The organism is Verrucosispora sp. CNZ293, from assembly GCF_002754655.1.
This window is the reverse complement of the sequence record NZ_PEFR01000001.1, coordinates 2819502-2843810: the sequence shown is the minus strand read 5'-3', so window position 1 is coordinate 2843810 and position 24309 is coordinate 2819502. Positions and strand designations below refer to the sequence as shown.

Sequence of the window (24309 nt, the reverse complement as noted above, 5' to 3'; positions counted from 1 at the left end):
CGCCCCCGAACCCGATGGGGTCGGGGGCGGCTCGTCACCAGGCCCAGACCGTCGGTTCAGCGAACTCGTAGCGGTCGGCGGTGAGGTGTGGGGTGGCAACGGTGAGCAACGGCTGGTTCGCACTGTCGAGGACCCGCACCCCGGCGATCGTGCGACTGTCGACCTCGAAGACCCCGATCCCGCCGGTGAGCGGCCCCTCGGTCACCGTGGATCCCCCCGCGTCGATCAGCTCGGCGCGCGTCGCCGACTCCGGCCCGGCCACCAGCACGCCGGCAGTCTGGCCCGGCAACGACACTGCGACAAGGTCGGCGCTACCGAAGCCGGTGCGGTCAAAGGTCAGAACCGCTGACTCCGGGCCGGCAAGCGCGCGGGCGTCGGCCTTGAGTAGTGCGGCGCAGCCACCATCGGCCGAGCAGGACCTGACCAGGACGGCTTCCGGCGCGTCGGCACCCCTGGCGGGCAACCGACCGGTCCAGAGCACCTGGGGCGTCGAGCCGGTAAGTCCGTCGCCGTGGAGCATGTCCCGCAGTTCGCGGACGGCGGAGACGCTGAGGTCGGGGCGCGGGTCCGGAGGAACCGGCACGTTCGTCCGTAGGGCGATCCGGCCCGGACCCGCGTACCGCACGATCCCGTCGCAGGTGAACTGCCACCGTCCGCCCGGCATACCGGCCTGCACCACGTAACCGTCGTTGGTCTCCGGCTGCCAGGACCTGATGACGGATCCGTCCGGCTGGAGCCGACCGTCGTGTGAGGTCTCCACACGGCAACCGGCTGGTGCCAGGCCGACCGCGAGACCGTCGGGCTGGTCCCCGTCAACTCGGGAGTACCGTCCGAAAAAGAGGTACGGACTCAACTCCTGTGGCTCGTCCGGCGTCCCGGTCTTGCCGAGCAACTCCGGCACGGAAGCACCTTCCGGGCCGGTGGCCTGGCGAATCAGTGCGTGCGAGTCGTCCAGGTAGGCCACCACCACCACGCGGGCACCCGGCGCGTCGTGGGCGAACAGCACCCGCACCTCGTCCAACGACGGGTCGACGAGGAGTTCGGCGCGGGCGGCCCGGTACTCCCGTTCGATGGTGGCGACAAGCGCCGTGTCGCCGGCCAGACTGCCCCGGGTGGGCGAATCGAGCAGCCGCCGCACCATCGGATCGTCGATCGGACTCGCCGGCTGGTACGCCGCCGTGGCCAGCGTGGACTCGTCGGTCCTCAGCAGGTCCACCAGACCCACAGGCGGTATGGTCACCGCGGCCAGCACCAGGGCGGCCACGCCCGTCACCGCCGTCTGTCGCCGCCGGCGTCGCCGCACGCGACGGAGCAACCGTTGGTACGGGTCGGGTTGCGGCACCACCGGTTCGGCGAGCCGGGCCAGTGCCTGCCTGATCTCATCGGCCATCGCTCGGGTCTCTCCTTCTGGACGCGTCCGGCACCGCGGCCAACGAACCCGCTCCGACGTCCCGTGGCGGTGCCTGTCGTTCCGGCGTCATCGGTCGTTCCGGCGTCATCGGTCGTTCCGGCGTCATCGGTCGGAGCGGTGCCGCCGGCAGTGCCGCCCGCAGCCGGGCGAGTGCCCGCGAGGACTGGCTCTTCACCGTGCCGACCGAGCATCCGAGCGCGTCGGCGATCTGTGACTCGGTGAGGTCCTCCCAGTAGCGCAGCACCAGCACCGCGCGCATCCGGGGCGGCAGGCCATGCAGCGCGGCGAGCATCTCGTCGCGGGCCACGACATCGTCGGCCAGGTCCCGGCCCGGCTCGGTCGGGGCCTGCCAGGAGCCGGTGACACCGGCGAGGAACTCCCGGGAACCGAAGCGCCGCCACAGTCGGGTCCGCTCGTTGACCATGATCCGGCGCACGTACGCCATCGGTTCGTCCACCTGCCGCCACCGGCCCATCGCCCGCATCAGCGCGATCTGCACCAGATCCTCGGCCGCGTGCCGGGAACCGGTAAGCAGGTACGCGGTCCGGATCAGGTCCGCGTACCGGACCTCGACGAACTCGCGGAAACCGTCATCGGTCACCTGCGCCCTCCAGCCCCGTCTGGGCATCGTTCATGACAGGAAGACCCCGGCCCGCCAGGAAAGGTTGTGCGGTGCCGACGAGGAGTGGGATTTTGCACTACCAGTGCATCTTGTCTCGATGGCCTTCGCTGCCTAGCGTCTCAGCATGACTGCCTCCTGGACGTTCGCTGTGGCCCGTGCCGAGCTGAGTCGTACCACCCTGGTGGAGAGCGCCCTGCCCGAGTTGTCCGGCGGCGAGGCGTTGTTGCGGGTGGACCGCGTCGGACTGACCGCCAACAACGTCACCTACGCGGTGCTCGGCGAGTCGATGCGGTACTGGGAGTTCTTCCCGCCCGACCGGCACGGACTGGGCGGACGGTGGGGGCTGCCACCGTTGTGGGGCTTCGCCGAGGTGGTCGCCTCGACAGTCGCCGGGGTCGAGGTGGGGCAGCGGGTGTACGGCTATCTCCCGCCCGCGGGTCACCTGGTGGTGCGCCCGTCCCGGGTGGACGGCTCCGGGTTCCGGGACGCCAGCGCCCACCGGGCCGAGCTGCCGTCGCCGTACAACGGGTACCGCTCGACGGTGGGTGACCCGGCGTACCGGGCCGACCAGGAGGACCTGTTGGTGCTGTTCCGGCCACTCTTCTTCACCTCCTTCATGTTGGCCGACCAGATCGTCGACAACGACTGCTACGGCGCGACCTCCCTGGTGTTCTCGTCGGCGTCCAGCAAGACCGCGTACGCCGCCGCCGTCGAGCTGCGCGGGCGCGGCCCGCGCCTGGTCGGGCTCACCTCGTCCGGCAACCTCGGGTTCACCCGGTCGCTCGGCTGCTACGACGAGGTGCTGCCGTACGACGGGATCGCCGCCCTCGACCCGGTGCCGACCGCGTACCTCGACCTGTCCGGTGCGCCCGCGACCCGGGCCGCCCTGCGGCGGCACCTCGGCGACCGGCTGGTCCGCGACATCGCTGTCGGCCTGACCAACCAGATCCCGAACGCCGACGCCGCCGGGGAGGTCTTCTTCGCCCCGGTGCAGATGCGCAAACGCCGCCTCGACTGGGGCCGTGACGGGCTCGACCGGCGGTTCGCCGACGCCTGGCGGAGCTTCGCGGAGGTGGCCGGCGAATGGCTCGACGTCCAGCTCGGCACCGGCCCGGGCGCGCTGGAGCACGCCTGGCTCGACGTCCTCGCGGGCCGTACACCACCCCGGGTGGGGCGGGTCGTCCAGTTCTGAGCGCGGGGAGCGGGTACCCCGGCCGCATGGAGGATTGCGAGTGCGTTACCAGGTAGTAACGATGTCGTGTCATGGACTCCGCCCTGACCCTGATCGGACTACCCGTCGCCCTCGGCATCATCATGCTCGGTCTGGGTCTCGGCCTGACCACCGGCGACTTCCGACGGGTGGCCCGACACCCGAAGGCCGCCGTCATCGCGCTGGTGTGCCAGGTGCTGCTGCTGCCGGCGCTCTGCTTCGGCCTGGTCCTCGGCTTCGACCTGCCACCCGAACTGGGCGTCGGGATGATGCTGCTGGCCGCCTCTCCGGGCGGCACCACCGCCAACCTCTACAGCCACCTCTTCGGCGGGCACGTGGCCCTGAACATCACCCTGACCGCGATCAACTCGGTGCTTGCCGTGTTCACCCTGCCGATCGTGGTCAACCTCTCGGCGGCGTACCTCCTCGGCGACGCGAGGAGCATCGGGCTCCAGTTCGACAAGGTGCTCCAGGTGTTCGCGATCGTGCTGGTCCCGGTGGCCCTCGGGATGCTGATCCGGGCACGGTCGGCCCGGGTGGCCGAGCGGTTGGACCGCCCGGTCCGGGTGCTGTCCGTGGTGGTGCTGGTCGCGGTGATCGCCGGTGCCGTACTCGTGAGCGGGACAACCTCGCCGACTACTTCGTCTCCGTCGGCTTGGCCGTGCTGGCGTTCAACCTGCTCAGCCTCGGCATCGGGTACGGGGTGCCCCGGCTGGCCGGGGTCGAGCGCAGCGCCGCCAAGGCGGCCGGGTTCGAGATCGGCATCCACAACAGCACCCTGGCCATCACCATCGCGCTCAGCCCGGCGTTGCTCGACAACGCGCAGATGGCGATTCCCGGTGCCGTCTACGGCATCGTCATGTTCTTCACGGCTGCCGCCTTCGGGTACCTGGTCAACCGGGTGGGCAGCCGACGCGACCCGGCGCCGGACGGTGCCGTGCGGACCTGAGCCGGCTGGATCGACACCTCGTGCGGGTGCTCTGAGGGGCGGGCGGATCGCCGTTTGCGTTCCCTCTCTGTGCAACGATCGTTGGGCGTCATGCCGACCGCCCGGCTCCGTCGACCTGCCCGAGCATCGGCCACTGGCAGGCAGGTGGAGAGGGCCCACCTCGTACCCCTTTGGAGAGCACGATGTCCCTCTCTCCGGCTCGGGTCTTCGCCGCGCTGAACGCGGTGCGACCGCCCGACCAGGCGTCCCCCGTGATCGACAAGGCGGTGGTGATCGGCGGCAGCATCGCCGGGATGCTTGCCGCCCGGGTGCTGTCCGACCACGCCGAGAGCGTGGTGGTCATGGACCGCGACGACCTGCACACGACAGGTGGACGGCCGGGGGTGCCACAGGGGACCCAGCTGCACGCTCTGCTGCCCGGCGGCTTCCTCCAGCTGGAACAGCTGTTCCCCGGCTTCCGGGAACAGGCCCTGGCGCAGGGGGCGATCGAGGCCCCGCCCGCGGCCCGGCGCAACTACCTCGACGGCCGGCTGAAGGTCGTCGTACCGGACGACGCCGACAGCCTCGCCGGCAGTCGGCCGCTGCTGGAGTCGTTGATCCGTCAGCAGGTACTTCGACTGCCGAACGTCAAGACCCTCACCGCGCGGGCCACCGGGCTGGTGTTCGACGGCCCGGTGACCACAGGCGTCCGATACGACGTCGGCGGTTCGCCAGGTGTCGAGCACGCCGACCTGGTGGTGGATGCCATGGGGCGGTCCAGCCGGCTGTCCGACTGGCTGGCGGAGGCCGGATGGGAACGACCGGCGCTGCGGCGGATGACGGTGAACCTCAACTACGCGACAGCCCTGTTCCGGCGCGACGAGGCGAATCCCGAGCACGCGGTGGTGCTGGCGCTGCACAGTCCGACGAGGTCCGTGGACGTCGCCGGTGCCGCGTTCTTCGCGATCGAGGACGGCCGGTGGATGGCCATGATGGCCGGTTACGGGGAGAACCGTCCCGGCCGTACCGCCGAGGACTTCGTCCGCCGGCTGCGCGAGCAGTTCCCACCGGAGTTCGCAGTTGTCGCCGACAGCGAGATCCTCGGCGACGTGCAGACCTACCGGCACGCCGACAGCCGGCGGCGGGACTTCCACGCGATGACCCGGTTGCCGGCCGGGTTGGTGAGCGTCGGTGACGCGGTCGCCTCGTTCAACCCGGTGTACGGGCAGGGCATCACCGCCGCCGCCCTGCACGCGGCCTGCCTGGCGAGCTACCTGCGGTCCGGCCCGGACCTCGCCCTGCCGGCCCGCCACTTCTTCGCCCTCCAGAAGATCGTGGTCGACGCGGCCTGGTCGATATCGACCTCGGCCGACCTGGCGTTGCCGCACGTGGACGGCCCCTACCCACGTGGCTACCGGCTCTCCAGCTGGGTGAGCCGGCAGATCGTCACCGCGACCGTCACCGACGTGGTCACCGCCCGCCGGTTCAACGACGTCGTCTCGATGCGGAAGCACCCGGGTTCACTGGCCTCACCGAAGGTGATCCTCGGCGCGCTGCGCGCCAACCGGCGCGCCCGCTGACCGGCCTCCCGTCACCCCGGCGCGAGTACCCCGCGTACGCCGCCGCTGTCGACGCGGAGACCGAGAGCAAAAGAGGATCCGGACGGCCCACGTCTTTCTCCTGCCCGCCATCGCGGCGGAGGTCACCCCACCCCACCCCCACCCCCCACCCCCCAAACCCCCGCGATCTTGCACTTCCTGTCTGCCCAGAAGCGGTGAAAAGGCGCATTTAGGCGACCGAAAGTGCAAGATCGCGTGGGTTGGGGGAGGGGTGACGATTGCATTTATAGCAATGTCAGCATATGTTTTGGGGGGTGGGAGGAGGTTGGGGTGGGGGCTGGGCACGATCACGGGGGTCAGGCGATGCGCGCGGGGGAGAAGTACCGCGGGCGGTTGTGGGTGGCCTTCGCCCTGTTGGCGGTCTTCATGGTGGTGGAGGCGGTCGGGGCCTGGGTGAGCGGTTCCCTGGCCCTGCTGTCGGACGCCGGGCACATGTTCACCGACGTGCTGGGCATCGGCATGGCGCTCGCCGCGATCACCGCCGCGAGCCGGGCCTCCCGGGACGGTCAACGCACCTTCGGCCTGTACCGGATGGAGGTCCTGGCGGCACTGGCCAACGCGGTGCTGCTCTCCGGGGTGGCCCTCTATGTGCTGGTGGAGGCGCTCCGGCGGCTCGATGAACCGCCGGAGGTGCTGGTCGGCCCGATGCTTGTGGTGGCGGTCGGCGGGCTGGTCGCCAACGTGGTCGCCTTCCTGCTGCTGCGCGCCGGGTCGACGGAGAGCCTGAACGTGCGCGGCGCCTACCTGGAGGTTCTCGGTGACCTGCTCGCCTCGGTCGGCGTGCTGATCGCGGCCGGGGTGATCGCGCTGACCGGCTGGTGGTACGCGGACCCGATCGTCGCGGTCGGGGTGGGCCTGTTCATCCTGCCCCGCACCTACCGTCTCGGCCGCGCCGCGCTGCGGGTCCTGGTGCAGGCCGCGCCGCCACACGTCGACGTCGGCGAGGTGCGCGACGGGCTGCGGGCGCTCGACGGGGTCGCCGACGTGCACGACCTGCACGTGTGGACCCTGACCTCGGGCATGGAGGTGACCTCGGCACACCTCACCCTGGACGCCGGAGCCGACCTGGCCCGGGTGCTGGCCGCCGCCCGCGAGATGCTGCACGACCGCTTCCGCATCGAGCACGCCACGTTGCAGGTCGAGCCGCGCGACGCCGAAGGCGTCTGCGGCGGCGCCCACTGGTGAGTCGGTCAGCGCAGCTGGACCACGTTGCCGGTGACCAACCGCCCGCGCTCCCCGGCGAGAAAGGCGATCACCTCGGCGACCTCCTCGGGCTCGGCCACCCGGAGCAGGTGCGGGTCGTCGTCGACGGCGGCGCGTACCTCCGCGCTGACCCAGCCGGTGTCGGTGACCGGCGGGTGCACGGCGTTGGCGGTGATGCCGAACGGCGCGAGTTCGTGTGCCGCGGCCATCGTGTAGTTGACAAGCGCCGCCTTGGCGGCACCGTAGGAGACCTCCTCGGGGAACCCGTCGCTGCCACCCGACGTGAGGCTGATGACGCGACCCCAGCCGCGCCGCGCGGCCACGTTGCGGCGGGCGAACTCGGCGATCAGCAGCGCACCCGCGCGGGCGTCCACGGCGAACTGGGCGTCGAAGGACTCGGCGCTCACCGGCCGCAACGTGCGACCGTGCCGGTCGGCGGCGGCGGGCTTGAAGGTGTCCGCCAGCCAGCCGCTGGCGTTGTTCACCAGGATGTCCACAGTGCCGAGTTCGCGTTCGGCGACGTCGAACAGTCGGGCCGGGACGGCCGGGTCCGCCAGGTCCGCCTCGACCGGCACCACCCGGCCGCCGACGGCGCGGACCCGATCGACCACCCCGGTCGCGTCGGCTGCCCGGTTGCGCCGGTACGCGTCGGGGATGCCCGGGTCCGGCGGATCGTCCAACCGTAGGTAGCTGACCAGCACCGCGGCGCCCAGCCGGGCCAGCGCGACGGCGGTGGCCGCCCCGATGCCGTGGTTGGCCCCGGTGATGAGAGCCACCCGACCGGTCAGGTCCTGGGCAGCTGCTGTGGGGAACACGTGGTGGACTCTCCGCTCGACACGTCGGACCAGCTTTGTCGGAGGGCGACCCTACCGGAGGAGGCGAGCGTGACGCCCGGCAGTTTCCGGGCCGACAGCGGTGGTGAACTGCCGGCCCGAACCGGGATCACGGCGCGGGTACGACCTCCTGGCCCAACGGCCAGATCGCTGCCGGGACGAGCTTGAAGTTGGCCACGCCGAACGGGATCCCGATGATGGTCAGGCAGAGGCTGACACCGGCGACGATGTGCGAGAGCGCCAGCCACCAGCCGGCCAGCAGCACCCAGATGATGTTGGCGAGACCCGACGCCACCCCGACGCCGGGCTTGGGCACCAGGGTCCGGCCGAAGGGCCACAGCGAGTACGACGCCAGCCGCAGCGACGCGACGCCGAACGGGATGGTGATGACGAGCACGAAGCAGATCAGGGCGGCGATGCCGTAACCGATCGCCAGCACCAGACCACCGCCGAAGATGAGCCAGAGCACGTTCAGCAGGAATCGGATCATGAACCCATGATGACCGCCGTGCGCCACCGGCCACCCGGAGGGCGGCCGGTGGCGCGGGCGGGTCAGCCGGCGACCCCGGTGACGTTGCTGCCGGATCTGGTGACGCGGTAGGTCACCTGAGCACCGCTCCAGAAGTGGAAGGTGAGGGTGACAGGTGCGCCGTCGCGTACCTCGCCGAAGAAGGTGTCGGTCAGCGCGATCCGGTTACCCGGGTAGTCGGGAGTGAACGCCACGTCGAACTCCTTGTACGACGTCCAGTCGTGCGGTCCGGCGTTGCTGCCGTCGGCGTACCTCGCCTCCATGGTGGCGAGCTGGTCGCCGCGGAACTGGGTCGGGATGGCGAAGGCGGTGGTGGACCCGGTGGCGTTGGACAGGACCGGAGCGTCGTAGGTGATCACGTCGATCCGCCAGGGCACGCCGGCCGAGAAGCGGGCCTGGAGGCTGGCGTTGACCCCGTACGCCCGGTTGCCGACCAGCCGGGTCAGCGCGCTCGCGGTGATGGTGAGCTGGTTACCGGAGACCGTGTAGTCGGTGCCCTGGGCCAGGTTCGTGCTGCCGTGGCGCAACCCGGAGAAGGTGGTGCCGTTGAGGTTCAGGGTGAGCGACTTGGCGGTGATCGAGCCGGTACGCGGCACGTACACCTGGTCGGCGGACGCGGTGCCGGACCGGGTCGTCCAGCTCGACCTGATCTGCGCCCACAGCTCCGGGTCCTTCCACCGGAAGGCGACCCGGTCGAAGTGCTGGCCGTTGTCCCACAGCTGGGTGGTGAGCTGCCGCTGCCGCGCGTAGTGGCCGAGGAACTCGAAGAACTTCAGCTTCTCGCCCTGCTGGATGGTGCCGGTGTGCCTGTCGAAGCCGAGCAGCCCGTACTCACCGATGACGACCGGGATGTTGCGGGTGACGAAGGCGTTGTAGACCCGGTCGAACGAGTCGGTCAGGTCCTGCTGGGTGGTGGCGTCGAAGCGGGTGCCGCCGGCGACGTTCACGCTGAACGGCCAGTAGCCGTAGAAGTGCACGGTGGCGATCAGGTTGCGGTCGTTGAGCTGGCTGATCGTCGTGGTCAGCTCGTTGATCCGGGCCTGCTCGGAGGAGGTGTGCAGGGTCGGCAGCACCAGCATCCGGGTGGCGTTGATGCCGCCGGAGGCGCGCACGATCCGGTGGAAGTTGACGTTCAGCTCGTGGAGCAACTGGGCGTTCTGGGCGTCGCCGGAGCTGTTGGCGAACTGCGGCTCGTTGACGCTCTCGAAGTGCAGCCTCGGTGAGTGGTCCCGGAACGCGGCGGCGATCTGGGTCCACAGCGCGTTGTAGCGGTTGAGCACCGTGGTCCGGTTCGTCGGCATCTCGTGGATCCACTGCCACGAGTCGTGGTGCAGGTTGATCATCACGTAGAAGCCGTCGTCCAGGGCCCAGCCCACGACCTCCTTGACGCGGTTCAGCCAGGCCGCGTCGATCGTGTACGACGGCGCCGGTCCGTGGTGGTTGCTCCAGGTCACGGGGATCCGGATGCTGTTGAAGCCCTGAGCCCGGATGGCGTCGAGCTGGGCCTCGGTGACGCGCGGGTTGCCCCACGCGGTCTCGTCGGCGCCGACCGCGTCGAAGGTGTTACCGAGGTTCCACCCGGGCTGCATCGCGGCCACGTAGGCCATCGGGTCGCCGGCCGGCGGCGGGCTGGTCGGCGGAGGCGTGGTCGGTGGGGGAGTGCTCGATGGCGGGGTGCTGGTCGGTGGCGGCGTGGTGCCGACGCTGCCGGTGCAGGTGACGCCGTTGAGGGCGAACGTGGTCGGCGCGGTGTTGCTGCCGGACCACGACCCGTTGAAACCGAAGGACGCGGTCTGGTTGGTGCCCAGCGCGGCGTTGTAACTGACGTTACTGGCGGTGACGTCGTTGCCGGACGAGGTGACGGTGGCGTTCCAGGCCTGGGTGACCCGCTGCCCCGAGGGGAACGTCCAGTTCAGTCGCCAGCCGTTGAGGGGGTCGCCGAGATTTGTCACGTCGACGTTCGCGGTGAACCCGCCCGGCCACTGGCTGGGGGCGCTGTACGCCACCCGACATCCGGCCGCCGCGTGGGCGGTGCCGGCGTTGATCAGGCCGGCGCCGGCGAGTAGTGCGGCGATGCCGCTGGCGACCAGGCCGAATCGCCAACGTGTCCTGCGGAGTGTGCCCTTCAGCGCAGCCATGACGCTCCTCGCGTGGTGATGGTGTCAACGGGTGGCTGGCCGGGCGTCGCCGGGCCACCGGAACATCCGGCCGGCTCGCACCATAAGTTGGGATCATCAACTTTGTCAATCGACGTAACGCGATATGAATGCCTTCTGGCCAGGTGGGGGCGGTGCTGTCGTGGGGAAGTCGATCGCCCCGGCGTACCGAACCGGTAGGTGGACCGGCGGGCGGACCGGTAGCCAGGTCGACAGGCGCCGGTGGCCCGGCGCAATCGGCACCGGCACCCCGGGGGCGTGAATGAGCGGGGCCCGGCGGGGTAGTCGGCGTCGTGGCGGCGGGGGAGGTCAACGCGGGCTGGGCGCGTCGTGCCGTCGGCCGGGTCGAGGCCGGGGTCGCCGGGACGGTGGGCAGCCTCAGCCGGCGGATCGGCTGGCAGGAGCGACGCCGGAGCCTGGAGCTGTACGCCATCCTCGCCGTACAGGCCGGGGTGTCCGCCGCGCTGGCCTGGACGCTTGCGCACGAACTGCTGGGCCATCCGTCGCCGGTGTTCGCGCCCAGCGCCGCCGTCGGCACGATCGCCGCCGCGATCGGCCGGCGGACCCGACGCACCGTGGAACTGCTTGTCGGCGTGCTGGCCGGACTCCTGGTGGGCGACGCCCTGATCATGATCATTGGCACCGGGCCGTGGCAGATCGGCACCGTGGTCACGCTCGCCATCCTGCTCGCGCTGACCATAAGCCGGGGTGGAGCGGTCGTCACCCAGGCCGGCGGTACGGCGGTGCTGATCGCCACCCTCTCGCCGATCCAGCGAGGACTGGAGGTGCCGCGGATCGTCGACGCGGTCATCGGCGCGATCTCCGCCGTGGCGGTGGTGGCCCTGCTACCGGTCAACCCGGTACGCATCATCCAGCGGGCCGCGCGGCCACTCTTCGCCGCCCTGATCGAACACCTGCACAACGCTGCGGACGGGATGTCCACGGGCGACGCCGCGGTGGTGGCCCGGGCCCGGGACGGGCTGTTCGGCCTCGGCCCTCAACTGGCGCTGCTCAACGACGCGGTTTCCGGTGCCCAGGAGGCGGTCGCGGTCTCGCCGGCACGTTGGCACCGGCGGGGCGAGTTCGAGCACTACCAACGCGGTACCCGCTACCTCGACCTGGCGATCGGTGGTGGCCAGGAGATGCTACGCCGGGCGGCCACCGCGGTCCATGACGGCGAACCGGTGCCGGCCGGACTGGCGGCGGCGGTGCACTACTTCGGGGACGCTCTGGCTCTGTTGCAGGTCGAGGCGGAAAGTGGGCAGCACACGAAGCGGTCCGAGCAGTTGGTCCTCAAGGCGGTCGACCGGGCCGCCGAGGCGTACGACGAGGGGGTCGGTTTCTCCGGCAGCGTGGTGGTGGCCCAGATTCGTACCGTTGCCACAGACCTGCTGCGCAGCCTCGGCTGCCACGAGGAGGAGGCCGTCGCCGTGATCCGGCGACGCTTCGAGCAGCAGCGCCACGAGGCGGAGCAGCCACCCGGCGAACGGAAGGCGGCGTGACCGGCCCGGCCGGCTCAGAGCCGGCCGGCCACCGTCCGCGCCAGCTCGGTCAGCGGCTTGTGGTATTTGGTCGGGTCGTCCAGCCGGACCAGTCGGATGGCCACCCAGACCCCGGCGGCGTGGACGAAGACCGCACCATCCTCCAGGTACGCCTCGTCCCCGATCCCGGACAACGTCTCGAACTCGTGGTCGAGATCGCGGTCGACGTCGAGGATCTTCTTGGCCCCGTCGCCCACGTAGATCTCCACCTGCGCCACCGGACCTGACACCGGCCCGGTGTACCTGCAGGTGTCGCGGACCGGTACCGGATCCTCCAGCGGGGTGTCCGCCAGCTTCTCGGCGTCCGCCTTGGTCACCAGCGCGCAGGCGTCGACAGGCGGTGCCTCGGCCGACGGCTCGGTCGCCTCGGTCGGTGGCGCGGGCTCCGCCACCTCGGTCGGTGGCGGGGGCGCGGCGGCGGGTTCGGCGGTGCCGCCGCAGGCGGTCAGCACGGCGACGGCGGCGGCCGTCGCGGCGAGCCTCAGATACCTCACGGTCGTCTCCTCGGGGCGGGTTATCACCGGGGCAGAGCGTCGAGCAGTCGGCGCAGCGCCTGCTCGTAGCCGTCGGGCTGGGCGCCGAGGCGCTCGAAGCTGCTCAGCGTCACGGTGAAGCTGCCGGCGTCGCCGACCAGCACCGCCTCGGCGCCGATGTCCTTCACTGCCAGGTAGCCCTTGCCGCCGCCGTCGAGGTCCGTCACCGTCTGGTAGGTCTGCTCGGCCTGCTGACGCTGGTAGTCGTAGGTTGTCTCGCCGGCCAACTGGGAGGCGGTCGTCACGGACAGCGTCGCCACCCCCTTGCCGTCACCGAAGTTGCACGTGCCGCTGTCGACCATGGACTGGCCGACCAGGTCGGAGATCTGGGTCGCGGTGAACGGGCAGGCCGGGGTCTCGGTGCCGGCACCGCCGGCGGGCAGGTCGAGGTCGGCCTCGGCGTCTGCGCCGGGGCCCGCCTCGGGTGGCGCGGGTTCGCTGCTGTCGCAGCCGGTCAGCGCGAGCGTGGCCGCGAGCATTACGGGCAGGATCAGTCGACGCACGGGTTCGGTCCCTTCTGACACCCGGCTTCAACCGGGCCGGGCTGCTCGACCAGGTCGGTCTGGTGCCGGTGGACGAGCGCGGCTTTCCTGACGCGGCCGGGCTGCCGGCGGCGGGCCGGACCCGGTCCACCCCGAAGCCGGTACGCCGGGGTGACGTCTCGACGCTACGGCCGCACGGCCGTGGAGGAATCCGGCGTTTCCCTAGCCTTTGACCGCGCCGGCCGGCGCGACAGCCGTCGTCGACCGGTGTACCCGTGCGTCGGATCCACCGACCCGCGCCAGCGCGGCACCCAGTTCCGCCCGGCGGGAGATGCCCAGCTTGCGGTAGACCCGGGACAGGTTCGTCTCGACGGTCTTCGGGCTGACGAACAGCTCGTCGGCGATCGCCCGACTGGTCCGTCCCTGCGCGGCGAGCCGGGCGACCCGCTCCTCGGTGGCGGTGAGATCGGACGGCGCGGGCGGGCGTCCGCCGAGCCGGGCGGCCTCGGCCCGGGCCCGCCCGGCGAACACCGTCGCGCCCAGGGCGTCGAACTCGACAGCAGCGGCGGCCAGCGCCTCCCTGGCCGGACGCTTACGCCGGGACCGACGGTGCACCACGCCCTCGACCAGCAGACATCTGGCCCGATCCAGGGGCAGAACCTCCGGCGGCACGGCGGCGCGGGCGGCAGCGAGGTCGGCCAGGGCTGCGGACGGGTCGACGCCGCTGGCGCTGTTCACCAGGGCGCGGCTGCGCGCCAGGCCGAGCAGCGTCCAGGGTCGCGGCAGCCGGCGGTGCCGCTCCGCCAACCGGGCCAGGGCGGCACGCGCCGTGACCAGGTCACCGGCGCCCACACAGGCTTCGACCCAGTCGGTCTCGAAGCGCTGTGCCAGCGGCTCGGCCAGACCCATCCGGTCGACGGTCGCGGCGAGCCGGCCGTACCCGGCGGCGGCGTCGGCCATCCGGCCGGCGCAGAGCGCGACGAACGCGCCCAGTTGCAGGTGGATACGGCGGCACCAGTCGTCGTCGAGCTGCTCGCCCAGCCGCAGTCCCGCCTCGGCCACCCGCTGCGCCGCGTCGAGCCGGCCGCGTAGCGCGTCGAGCAGCCCGGACAGCCAGATCTCCGCGGTCGCCTCGGTGCCGAGCAGCTCACCGAGCTCGCGGGCCGCCGCGATGTGTCGCTCGGCAGCCGGCCACCGCCCCGCGAGCAGCTCGGTCTCGCCGAGGTGCTTGAGCAGGTCGTACTGCGAGGGTTCGTCGCCCCGGATCGCCGCCTGGTCCAGCAGCCTGCCCAGCCACCGCCGGGCCCGGGCCGGATCGTCGATCGACTTCCACCAGATCGCCGGAATGGTGCCGGCGAGCCACGACGGCTCCGGACCCTCCATCTCCAGGGCGCGGTCGAGCAGCTCGATGCGGGGCGGTTCGCCGGCGCGTACCTCGTTGAAGAACAGGTTCAGCAGCGCCGCGGCGAGCAGCGTGCGGTCTCCACCGGGACCGGTGAGCAGGGCGATGGCCGCCTCGGCGTGGGCCCGCGCCGGATCCGGCAGGTCGACGAAGAGCGCCAGGTGGGCGTGGATCCGGCCGGCCAACGACGAATCCGGGCGGGTCGCCGCCAGCGCCCGACCGGCTGCCTCGACAGCGGTGCCGCCGGACTCGTCGGCACTCCAGGCGACCACGGCGCGCAGCAGCAGCGCCTCCGCGCGGACGTCGCCGCCGAAAGCGGCGGCCACCGCCTCGGCGGCGGTGCGCGCCCCGGGGTGGTCCCCGCAACCGAACCGGCAGCGCGCGGCGGCCAACAGCCGCTGTCCACGACTCGCCTCGTCGTCGGCGGGAGTGAGCCGCGCCGACGACTCGTACAGGTTAGCGGCGGCCTCCGGCGCGCCCCGCGCGTGCTGTCGGGCGGCAGCCGCGGCGAGGGCGTCGGCGACCACCGGGTCCGGCGCGGTGGTGCACAGCGCCAGGTGCCGGACCCGCTCGTCCGGATCGGCCACCACCTCGGCCAGCCGGCGGTGCAGGCCGCGCCGGACGCCGGGCGGGATGCCGGCGCGGACCGCGGCGGCGTAGACCGGATGGCTGAACTCCACTCGCACCGCGCCGACCACGAGCAGGCCGGCCTCCTCCGCGGCGTCGAACGCGGTGGCCGCGACGCCCGCCGCGGCCAGGTCCCGCAGCAGGGGTACGCCGAGCAACGCCGCCAGTCGTACGGCGTCCCGGCAGCGGGCGGGCAACGCGGCGAGCACCTCACCGAGAAGTTGGTGCATGGACGAGGCCACCGGCAGATCCTGCGCCGGTTCCGGTGGCTGCGGTAGGCGCTGCACCGCGCGGGTCACCTCGATGGCGACGAGCGGGTTTCCGGCCGCCTCCCGGGCGATCCGGGCGAGCAGCGAGCGACTCAGGGTGGCACCGACCCGCTCCCGCAGCAGGTGGTGCAGGGCACCCACGCCCAGCGGAGCCAGCGGCAGCCGGGTCAGCCGGGCGGGACCGGAGTCCAGCCCCAGTGGCGCGATCCGCGGCATCGACGTGGTGTCGGTGCGGCAGCTGACCAACGTGGACAACCCGGGCCCGACCCGGCGCAGGGCGAACCGCAGCGCCCGTTCACTCGGCCGGTCCAGCCACGGCGAGTCGTCGACGGCGACGAGCACCGGCCGGCCGGCGGCGAGCGCGTTCTCCAGCAGCGAGCGGGTGGCGGCACCGACGACCCGTTCGTCGACTGTCTCCTCGCTGTCCCGGGTGAGCAGCACCACCTCGGCCGCGACGCGCTGCGGGCGCGGCAGCTCCGCCACCAGGTCCGCGAGGGGGCGGAGCAGGTCGGCGAGGGCGGCGAAGGGCAGGTCGGTCTCGCATTCGGTGGGCGCGCAGGTCAGCACCGTCCAGCCGGCCCGCGTCGCCTCGGTCACCAGTTCCCGGAGCAACGTCGTCTTGCCGATGCCGGCCGGGCCTTCCAGCAGCACCGAGCCCGGCTGGCGCAGGGCGCGCCAGGCCTGATCGAACACCCCGTCCCGGCCGACGAGCGTACGCCGCATCTGACGATTCTGGCACCGATGGGGGCGCGGCGGCCATCGTGCGGACGGTGATCCGCAAGCGGCGGTCGGTCAGAGCGGCGGTCAGGCGTGCAGGGTGCGGCTGGGTGGGAAGCCGTAGGTGGCGTGGTAGCGCGCGGTGAACCGGCTGTGGCTGAGAAAACCCCAGCGCGAGGCGATCGACGAGACCGTTTCCTGCCTCGGGTCGGCCTGCATGAGGTCGCGGTGGGCGCGGTCGAGCCGGACCCGGCGAAGGTGCGCCATCGGGGTGGTGTCGAGGTGCCGGCGGAACGCCAGTTGCAGGGTCCGCAGCGAGACCTGGGCCGCGGCGGCGATGTCGGCGGCACCGATGTCGCGGTCGGCGTACTCCTCGATGAACGCTGTCGCCCGGCGCAGCGTCGCCGTGGTCGCGGCGCGCCGGTCGGTGGTGGACGGCCAGCCGGCCGTGGTGTTGGGGAAGACCGCCAGGGCCGACGCGGCGAGCAGTCGGGCGGCATTGGCGATGACCAGGGGTTCGCGGTACGCGTACGGGTTGTCCAGCACGACGTGGTTGAGATAGCTCGTGGTGTGCCGCCACAGCCCGGCCAGGGCCGGGGATGCGGGGGTCAGTCCGGTGAACCTGACCGGGCCAGCCCGGTCGGCGGACATCGCGCCGGTCACCCGGGCCAGGACGGCAGGACTGAGCAGGCAGGCGGTGACCCGGCCCGGCAGCCAGCGCAGCGAGCAGGACAGGTCGGGCAGGGTGACCAGGAAGACGTCGCCCGGCCCGAACCGGCCGTACGCGTCGGCGCAGGAGCGGTCGACGCGTCCGTTGACGACCTCACAGACCATCAGCGCGGCGGCCGGCTCGACATCGATATCGAGCCGGGTGGACTGGTCCACCGTCTCCAACCAGAAGGAGCCCGCATCCACCCGGTGGTGGCGGAACCGGTACCGGACGCCGGGGGCCGTGCGGATCGCGACCTTGGCGCGATAGGCGGTCGCCAGGAAGTCGTGGATCGTCTCCGGGTCGCAACTGTCGAACCGGTGCCTGGTCGGAACCTTCGTCTTCAATACGTCTCCATCGACCTGGACGGAGGGCGCTTCGGTACGCCGGATCGGCGCCCGGCGAGACGCGGTGGATCCGGCGGAGCGGTAGGACATGCGGAGCCAGGATTCCCATTGATGGTATCCACAAAGGAAGGACTCCCACGAAGTTTTCTTCGCGCATCCGTCGCGCCGGCCGGATCTCGCTCGTTGTCGATGTCAGGGGGTTCGTTTTCGGGCTAATCGGCCCGCTTCGACGTACGCGCGCCGCGCTAGCCGACGACCCTCCGTGGCCGTGATCATGCGAAGGGTGTCGAACGAGGGGTAGCTGATCGACCAACGGGTGAAGGGGTGGGGTGTTGGAGACCAAGGATCCGACTGACATCGTCCGACTGGCGACGGCTGAGGCACTCCGGCGGGTCGCCGGTGAGGTGGACCTGACTGGCATCGTGGAATCCCACATGATCGATCTGGGTGGTGCCCTGCGGGACGTACTGCGCTGCGCGCTGGTGGCGCAGCGGGTGGCGGCGCCGACGCGACTGATCACGCTCTGCCGCGACCTGGCCGTCGGGCCCGACGCCTTCGACCTGCTGGGCCACCACCTGCTGGGTGCCCTGGTCGGCTATCGACCGGGGCCGGACGCACTGGTCCGGGCGGGCGGGGCGCTCGGACTGGCGCGGCGGGAACTGTTCACCCATCGGTCGCCCGCGCCGGGCGATCCACACCCGACTCCCGCCCGGGTCGGCCGACGTAACAGCGCCGCCGTCCGATACCGCTCGGCCAAGCCCCCGGAGCACCTGCCCTCGCCACCGAACTGGACCTGCACCGGCTGCGGGCAGGAGTGGCCGTGCCCGGTCAAGCAGAGTCAACTGCTCGCGGAGTTCGGCGGGGCCCGCGCCGCGCTCGCGGTCTACCTGGGCTCCTGCCTGCTCGCCGCGGCCCGGGACCTACCAGGTCTGCCGCTGGCCCGGGCGCGTAACCGCTTCCTCGGCTGGCTGCCCCGCCGGCCCTTCTGAGCGCGTGTTCGGCGAGGTCGCCCGGCAGGGCTCGGCCACTCACCCGCGCAGCGGAACCGCCCGCCGGTCAGTCGACCGGCGGGCGGTGTCAGCCGCGTTCGATGAGAGTGCGGCCGGCTGTGCCGCGCCGCTCGGCTCGCCCGGACGAGCCGCACGAACCGTGGCCCAGCTCGGGGTGCCCGATCAGTTGGCCGCCGGCTCGGGTGCCCGGTCGGCGTCGTTCGAGGTGGGTGCCGTCGGCTCGGCCTGATCGGACTGCCGGTCCGCGGCCTGGCCGGCGAACCAGTCGATGCCGCCCGGACCTCCGGCCGCGACCGCCGCCGCCGCGCGCGCCACCGGATCCACCACGGGGCGTACGCCGTTCTCCGGGCTGCCACCAGCGCCGCCCGAGCCCGGCTGAGCCGGCCTGCCGGTCATCGCTCCGTTGCGGTCCCGACTCCCCGGATCGCTGGCGTCGGTGGCCGTGCGCGCCGTCTCCGACCCGGCTCGTTCGGTGTCGACCTCCGCAGCGGCGGTCACCCCCTCGGCCTGATCGCCGGCCGTCGAGGTAACCTCGCCACCGCCCGCCGCGGCCGGGTCGCCACCGGTCCGGGTGCTTGCGGCGCGGGCGGCCACCATCGGGTACTCGGCGGTCTCGCCGCCACCCGCCGCGGCTGCCATCACCGCCGCGGCCGCCAAATCGGCGACCCGCTTGGCCTCGCGCTGCACCCGTGCCCGGGTCTCCTTGGCGTGCCGCTCGGCGGCCTCGGCCGCCCGGCGCACCTCGTCCAGCCGCTGGCTCTCCGCCACGAGTTCGCGGCTGGTCTCCTCCAACAACTGGCGTAGGCGGGTCAGCTCGGCCTCGGTGGCGTCCTTGGTGCGGCGGGCCTCGTTCAGCTGCTGCTCGGCGTCGTCCAGCTGCTCGTGCAGCTGAGCCAGCGCTTGACCCTGCTCCCCGACCTCCAGTTGGACGGCGTGCAGCTGCTCCTCGGCTGCCGCGGCCTGCTCGTCGCTGAGTTCGCGTACCTCGGCCGCCTGCTCGTCGGCGCGCTTGCGGATCTCCGCGGAGTACTGCTGGGCGTCGGCGATCATCGAGCTGACCCGCTGCTCCGCGGCGCTCCGCTGCGCGGCCAGCTCACGCTCGGCGGCGGCTCGCTGCTCGGCCAGGTCCTCCTCGGCCGCGGCCCGCCGCTCGGCCATCTCCTCCTCGACAGTGGCTCGCCACTGGGCCAGTTCCTGCTGGCTCTTCGACCGGGCCGCCTGGATCTCCTGGTGGATCTGGGTACGCGCCGAACTGGTGAGCGCCTCCGCCGCCGAGCGGGCCTGTTCGATCTGCTGACGGCACTGCTCGCCGATCCGCTGCGCCTCCTGTTGGGCGCGCTCGTGCGCGGCCTCCCCGTCGGCGCGCAGCTTGTCGGCCCGCTCTCGGGTCTCGGCCAGCTCCGCGTCGGCCGTCGCCCGCAACTCCTCGTACGTCTTCTCGTGCTCGGCCCGCCGGCCAGCCAGCTCCTCTTCGAGGTCGGCCAACGCCTTGACCGTGCGTTCCCGCGCGTTGGCCAGCGTCTTCTCCGCCTCCGCCTGGAGTTTCGTGGCCCGCTGCGTGTGCGTCTCGATGATCGCCGCGGCCTGCTTCTCGGCCAGGTCCAGGATCTGGCCGACCATCGGGCCCACGTCCTGGAAGGTGGCCTTGTCCACTTGCGCCGGTCGTTGCCGCAGCTCGGCCATCTCGCTCTGGATCGCGTGGAGCTTCCCGGTCAGCTCCCGCACGTGCGCGGTGGCCCGGTCCCGTTCCGCCGAGACCGCGGCGAGCCGGCTGTCCACCTGCTCGACGTAGCGCTCGACCTGCCGTTTCTCGTACCCACGCAGAGTGACCTCGAAGTTCGGCCGCGAGGCCAGGTCGTCGCGGACTGCGAACGGCTCCTCGCCGATGGACATGCCCCATCCTCCAGAGGATCGAAGAGCGCCACGCCGGCGGGCCGGCGGCGGATGACGCGCAACGTTACCGCTGCTCCGGCCACGCTGTCCTCCCACCCCGGTACGGTTTTCCGGCCGCCTGACGGCTGGCCCGGCATCGGCGTCCCGCCCGATCGCGCGAGGAAGCCGTCGCGATCCGCGTCAGCGGCTTGGCCAGCGACGCGGCTGAGGTATCGACACCTTCACAAGCGTCGCGGCGCCGGATGGGGGGATGAAAGTGAAATGGGCCCGCGTCTTGACAGGTACTTAGGTTAGGTTAACCTAACCGCATGTTGACTGGACTGACGTTGGGCGCCGCTGAGCAGAGCCTACGCGGTGTTGACCTGTGCCTGGGCTACCACGGCACGACTGTGGTGCACGACGCGGCTATCACCCTGCGTCCCGGCGCGGTCACCGCTCTCGTCGGACCCAACGGCAGCGGCAAGTCCACCCTGTTGCGGGCGTTGGCCCGGCTGCACCCGATCGACAGCGGCAGCGTTCTCTTCGCCGACGGCATCGCCGCCGCGGGTCTGCCCGCCAAGGAGTACGCCCGCCGGGTCACCCTGCTCGCCCAGAGCCGGCCGATCCCCAACGGTGTCACCGTCCGCGACGTGGTCGGCTACGGCCGCCACCCCTACCGGGGCCGGTGGCGTGCGGAGGACCCGGACGGCCCGACCGCGATCGCCCGCGCCATGGAGGTGACAGGCGTCAGCACGATGGCCGGTCGGCCGGTCGACGAACTCTCCGGTGGCGAACTGCAACGGGTGTGGCTGGCCACCTGTCTGGCCCAGGACACCCCGGTGCTGCTGCTCGACGAGCCCACCACCTTCCTCGACCTGCGGTACCAGGTCGGGATCCTCGATCTGATGCGTGACCTCGCCGACGACCACGGCGTCGCGGTCGGCGTCGTACTGCACGACCTGAACCAGGCCGCCGCGGTGGCCGACCAGGTGGTCCTGCTGCACGGCGGCCGGGTCCGCGCCACCGGCACCCCGGCGGAGGTCTTCACCGAGCACGACCTGAGCGAGACCTACGGCATCCGGATCGAGGTCAGCACCGACCCGTTCAGCGGGCTGGTGACGACTCGTCCCGTGGGCCGACACCTGGCCCGAATCCCGGTCTGAGCACAGACCGGTCACGACACCCACCCGAGAAAGAACATCATGTCCCGTACCCGTGTAACCGCCCTGGTGGCCGCCGCCACCGCGGTGCTGCTGGCCGCCTGCGGCACCACCGAGAACACCGCCGAGCCCACCGCTCCCACGTCCGCCGCCAGCGGCCCGGTCACCGTCACCGACAGCCGGGGCAAGGAGATCAAGCTCGACGCCCCCGCGACGAAGGTGGTCGGCCTCGAATGGGGCGAGGTCGAGATGCTTGTCAGCCTCGGCGTCATGCCGGTCGGCGTCGCCGACCCCAAGGGGTACGCGACCTGGGTGAGCGCCGCCAAGCTCGACGCGGGCGTCAAGGACGTGGGTACCCGCGGTGAGCCGAGCATCGACTCCATCGTGGCGCTGCAACCCGATCTCGTGGTCATGGAGGACGACCGGGGCGCCAACGTGATCGCCCAGTTGGAGAAGTACGTCCCGGTGATCGTCACCAAGGGCAGCGACGCCTCGGACAACCTCGGCCGGATGCGTGCCGACCTGAACATGATCGCCGCCGCGGTCGGCAAGACCGCCGAGGCGGAGAAGCTGCTCGCCGACTTCGACGCCGCCATCGCGGACGGCAAGAAGAAGATCGCCGACGCCGGTGCCGCCGGCAAGCCGTTCGCCATCGCCGACGGCTGGAAGGAAGGCAGCACGGTAAGCATCCGGATGTTCGGTGAGGGCGCGCTCGTCTCTCAGATCGGCATCCAGCTCGGCCTCACCAACGCCTGGACCGGCGAGACCGACCCGGCCTGGGGCCTGGGCCAGACCGACGTCGAGGGCATGACCGTCCTCAAGAGCCCGGACCTGCACTTCTTCTACAACGCCTCGGACGGTGCCGACGTCTTCGCCGACGGCCTGAACAGCAACGCCATCTGGAAGTCGCTGCCCTTCGTCAAGCAGGGCAACCTGCACCGGATGCCCGACGGGATCTGGACCTTCGGCGGGCCGCTCTCCGGTAAGCAGTACATCGACCAGCTCGTCAACACCTACGCGGTGTGACCATGCTGTCCGCGCCCTCACGTCCGGAGCCGGCTGTCCAGCCGGCTCCGGCCGGGCGCCCCTCGGTTCCGCGCGTCGTCGGGATCTTCGTCATCGCCACCGCGCTGCTGCTGGTGGTCGTGGCGGTGCACCTCACCCAGGGCACCTCCGCCGTGGGCGCGCTCGACCTGCTCCGTCTGCTGACCGGCGGGGACGACGAGACCGCCCGGGTGCTCGTCGCCTCCCGGGTGCCCCGGCTGCTCGCCGGGCTGACGATCGGTGTCGCCCTCGGCTTCGCGGGCGCGGCCCTACAGTCGATCGCCCGCAACCCGCTCGCCTCACCGGACACCCTCGCCGTCAACGCCGGTGCCCACCTGGCCATCGTCTCGGTCGCCGCGTTCGGCATCGCGCTGCCCGCGCTGCCCGCCGGTGGCCTGGCCTTCTGCGGTGGCCTCGCCGCCGCCGCCCTGGTGATGGCGATGTCCTCCGGCGGCCAGGCCGGCACCACCCGGCTGATCCTCGCCGGCTCGGCCACCGCGCTGGCGCTCAGCTCGGTGACCATGCTGCTGCTCCTGCTCTTCGAGCAGGCCACCATCGGCCTGTTCGCCTGGGGCAACGGCTCCCTGGTACAGAGCGACCTCGACGCGCTCACCCAACTCGCCCCGGTGATCGTGGCCGCCGGCGCGGCGCTGATGCTGCTCGGCCATCGCCTCGACATCCTCGCCCTCGGCGACGACACCGCAACGGTGCTCGGCATCGACGTACGCCGGACCCGGCTGATCGTCACAGTGCTGGCCGTGCTGTTGTCCGCCGCGGCGGTCACCCTCACCGGCCCGGTCGGCTTCGTCGGCCTCTGTGCGCCGGTGATCGTCCGGCTGCTCGGTCCGCTGGTGCCCGGCGTCCATCGGCACCGGATCCTGCTGCCGCTGTCCGGCATGGCCGGCGTCGTCATCGTCCTCGGCTCCGATGTGCTGCTGCGGGCCCTGATGGGCGGTCAGGCCGGCGTGGACATCCCCACCGGCGTGGTGACGACGCTGTTCGGCGCGGGAATCCTGATCTGGTTGGCCCGCCGGCACCGCGACGCCGGCCCCACCCGCCGGCCACCCGGTGGCCACGCGGCGGTGCGCTCCGCGAGCTTCCACCGCACCGTGTTGACCGTCGCCGCCACGGTCACCGTCGGGGCGGTGCTGCTCGGCATGCTCGCCGGGGACACCTGGTTGCTGCTCGGCGACATCGTCAACTGGATCAACGGCAGCACCGGGCCGGCGTACACCTTCGTGCTGGACCAGCGGTGGCCGCGTGTCGCCGCGGCGATGCTGGCCGGCGCGGCCCTGGCGGTCGCCGGCACCACAGTGCAGGCGGTCTGTCGCAATCCACTCGCCGAGCCCGGCATCCTCGGCATCACCGCAGGTGCCGGTCTCGGCGCGGTCTCACTGCTCACCTTCGTGCCGTTGGCCGGTGTCTGGGCCGTCTCCGGAGTCGCCGGTCTCGGCGCCATGCTGGCCTTCGCCCTGGTGTACGGCGCGGCCTGGCGGGGCGGCCTCAGCTCCGACCGGCTGGTCCTGATCGGTTTCGGCGCCTGGCAGGGCGGCATGGCGATGATCACCTTCATGATCGTCGCCTTCGATCCGTGGAACACCGGCAAGGCCCTCACCTGGCTCTCCGGCTCCACCTACGGCCGCAGCGCCACCCAGGTGCTGCCGGTGGCGATAGCCCTGCTGGTGCTCACCCCGGTGGTGCTGGCCGCCCGGCGCGAGCTGGACCTGATGACGCTCGACGACGACACGCCACGGGTGCTCGGCGTCCGGCTGGAACGGACCCGCCTGGTCGCCCTCGGCGCGGCGGCCCTGCTCACCTCCACGGCGGTCTCCGCCGTCGGCGTGATCGGCTTCGTCGGCCTGGTCGCCCCGCACGCGGCCCGGGCCCTCGTCGGTGGCCGGCACACCCGGGTGCTCCCGGTCGCCGCGCTGCTCGGCGCGGCCCTGGTCAGTCTCGCCGACACTCTCGGCCGCACCGTGATCGCGCCGGCTCAGATCCCCGCCGGACTGGTCACCGCCATGATCGGCACTCCCTACTTCGTCTGGCTGCTGTGGCGTTCACGCGCCGCCGCCCCATCCCGGTAAG

18 protein-coding genes and 1 pseudogene are annotated in these 24309 nt (G+C 71.9%); 9 read left to right on the top strand and 10 right to left on the bottom strand.

Going from position 1 to position 24309, the window contains the following annotated elements:
- Positions 1-34: 34 nt before the first annotated feature.
- Both CLT74_RS12885 and CLT74_RS12880 read right to left on the bottom strand, forming a co-directional pair.
- On the bottom strand, positions 35-1390 hold the full coding sequence (locus CLT74_RS12885; RefSeq protein ID WP_099846735.1) for a hypothetical protein: 1356 nt from the start codon (positions 1388-1390) through the stop codon (positions 35-37).
- Positions 1380-2012 carry a SigE family RNA polymerase sigma factor gene (locus CLT74_RS12880; protein ID WP_486582286.1) on the bottom strand — a complete coding sequence of 211 codons (633 nt, stop codon included), beginning with the start codon at positions 2010-2012 and terminating at the stop codon, positions 1380-1382. Before CLT74_RS12880 ends, CLT74_RS12885 begins: the two co-directional genes overlap by 11 nt.
- A 145-nt stretch (positions 2013-2157) precedes the next feature.
- Here CLT74_RS12880 and CLT74_RS12875 point away from each other — a divergent pair, with 145 nt between their 5' ends.
- From CLT74_RS12875 to CLT74_RS12860, 4 genes and pseudogenes are all read left to right on the top strand, one after another.
- Positions 2158-3225 (top strand): DUF2855 family protein, encoded by a 1068-nt coding sequence (locus CLT74_RS12875; protein WP_099846733.1) that lies wholly within the window; start codon positions 2158-2160, stop codon positions 3223-3225.
- A gap of 71 nt (positions 3226-3296) precedes the next feature.
- Positions 3297-4192 (top strand): annotated as a pseudogene (locus CLT74_RS12870) (bile acid:sodium symporter family protein).
- A 182-nt stretch (positions 4193-4374) separates the two neighbouring features.
- Positions 4375-5751, top strand: coding sequence for an FAD-dependent oxidoreductase (locus CLT74_RS12865; RefSeq protein ID WP_099846732.1), 1377 nt, complete (start codon positions 4375-4377; stop codon positions 5749-5751).
- Between the two features lie 309 nt (positions 5752-6060).
- Positions 6061-6975 carry a cation diffusion facilitator family transporter gene (locus CLT74_RS12860; protein WP_099846731.1) on the top strand — a complete coding sequence of 305 codons (915 nt, stop codon included), beginning with the start codon at positions 6061-6063 and terminating at the stop codon, positions 6973-6975.
- A gap of 5 nt (positions 6976-6980) precedes the next feature.
- Here the strand turns inward: CLT74_RS12860 and CLT74_RS12855 are convergent, their stop codons facing one another.
- From CLT74_RS12855 to CLT74_RS12845, 3 genes are all read right to left on the bottom strand, one after another.
- Positions 6981-7808, bottom strand: a complete 828-nt coding sequence (locus tag CLT74_RS12855) for an SDR family oxidoreductase (protein WP_199172176.1) — start codon at positions 7806-7808, stop codon at positions 6981-6983.
- Between the two features lie 127 nt (positions 7809-7935).
- Positions 7936-8316: a YccF domain-containing protein gene (locus CLT74_RS12850; RefSeq protein ID WP_099851924.1), complete on the bottom strand. Its 381-nt coding sequence runs from the start codon at positions 8314-8316 to the stop codon at positions 7936-7938.
- Between the two features lie 62 nt (positions 8317-8378).
- A complete protein-coding gene (locus CLT74_RS12845; RefSeq protein WP_099846730.1) occupies positions 8379-10493 on the bottom strand; it encodes a cellulase family glycosylhydrolase in 2115 nt (704 codons plus the stop codon).
- A gap of 311 nt (positions 10494-10804) precedes the next feature.
- On the opposite strand from CLT74_RS12845, the gene CLT74_RS12840 reads away from it, so the two are divergent.
- Positions 10805-12013: an FUSC family protein gene (locus tag CLT74_RS12840; RefSeq protein WP_099846729.1), complete on the top strand. Its 1209-nt coding sequence runs from the start codon at positions 10805-10807 to the stop codon at positions 12011-12013.
- A gap of 14 nt (positions 12014-12027) precedes the next feature.
- Here the strand turns inward: CLT74_RS12840 and CLT74_RS12835 are convergent, their stop codons facing one another.
- The 4 genes from CLT74_RS12835 to CLT74_RS12820 form a co-directional block, all read right to left on the bottom strand.
- Entirely contained in the window at positions 12028-12546 is a 519-nt protein-coding gene (locus CLT74_RS12835; RefSeq protein WP_099851921.1) for a DUF3558 domain-containing protein, read from the bottom strand.
- 23 nt (positions 12547-12569) lie between these two features.
- Complete coding sequence (locus CLT74_RS12830) at positions 12570-13088, bottom strand: hypothetical protein (protein ID WP_486582285.1); 519 nt, start codon at positions 13086-13088, stop codon at positions 12570-12572.
- Positions 13089-13289: 201 nt separating this feature from the next.
- Complete coding sequence (locus CLT74_RS12825) at positions 13290-16088, bottom strand: helix-turn-helix transcriptional regulator (protein WP_099846727.1); 2799 nt, start codon at positions 16086-16088, stop codon at positions 13290-13292.
- A gap of 81 nt (positions 16089-16169) precedes the next feature.
- Positions 16170-17138, bottom strand: a complete 969-nt coding sequence (locus tag CLT74_RS12820) for a helix-turn-helix transcriptional regulator (protein WP_158240246.1) — start codon at positions 17136-17138, stop codon at positions 16170-16172.
- Between the two features lie 329 nt (positions 17139-17467).
- Here CLT74_RS12820 and CLT74_RS31325 point away from each other — a divergent pair, with 329 nt between their 5' ends.
- On the top strand, positions 17468-18127 hold the full coding sequence (locus CLT74_RS31325; RefSeq protein WP_486582284.1) for a hypothetical protein: 660 nt from the start codon (positions 17468-17470) through the stop codon (positions 18125-18127).
- 183 nt (positions 18128-18310) lie between these two features.
- Here the strand turns inward: CLT74_RS31325 and CLT74_RS12810 are convergent, their stop codons facing one another.
- Entirely contained in the window at positions 18311-20041 is a 1731-nt protein-coding gene (locus tag CLT74_RS12810) for a hypothetical protein (RefSeq protein ID WP_199172175.1), read from the bottom strand.
- Between the two features lie 308 nt (positions 20042-20349).
- Here CLT74_RS12810 and CLT74_RS12805 point away from each other — a divergent pair, with 308 nt between their 5' ends.
- From CLT74_RS12805 to CLT74_RS12795, 3 genes are read left to right on the top strand one after another with little or no spacing between them, the layout of a single operon-like run.
- On the top strand, positions 20350-21183 hold the full coding sequence (locus CLT74_RS12805) for an ABC transporter ATP-binding protein (protein WP_099846725.1): 834 nt from the start codon (positions 20350-20352) through the stop codon (positions 21181-21183).
- Positions 21184-21222: 39 nt separating this feature from the next.
- The gene (locus CLT74_RS12800) at positions 21223-22206 is read left to right on the top strand and encodes an iron-siderophore ABC transporter substrate-binding protein (protein WP_099846724.1); all 984 of its coding nucleotides are present in this window, start codon (positions 21223-21225) and stop codon (positions 22204-22206) included.
- 5 nt (positions 22207-22211) lie between these two features.
- Positions 22212-24308 carry an iron ABC transporter permease gene (locus tag CLT74_RS12795; RefSeq protein ID WP_099851915.1) on the top strand — a complete coding sequence of 699 codons (2097 nt, stop codon included), beginning with the start codon at positions 22212-22214 and terminating at the stop codon, positions 24306-24308.
- Position 24309: the final 1 nt, after the last annotated feature.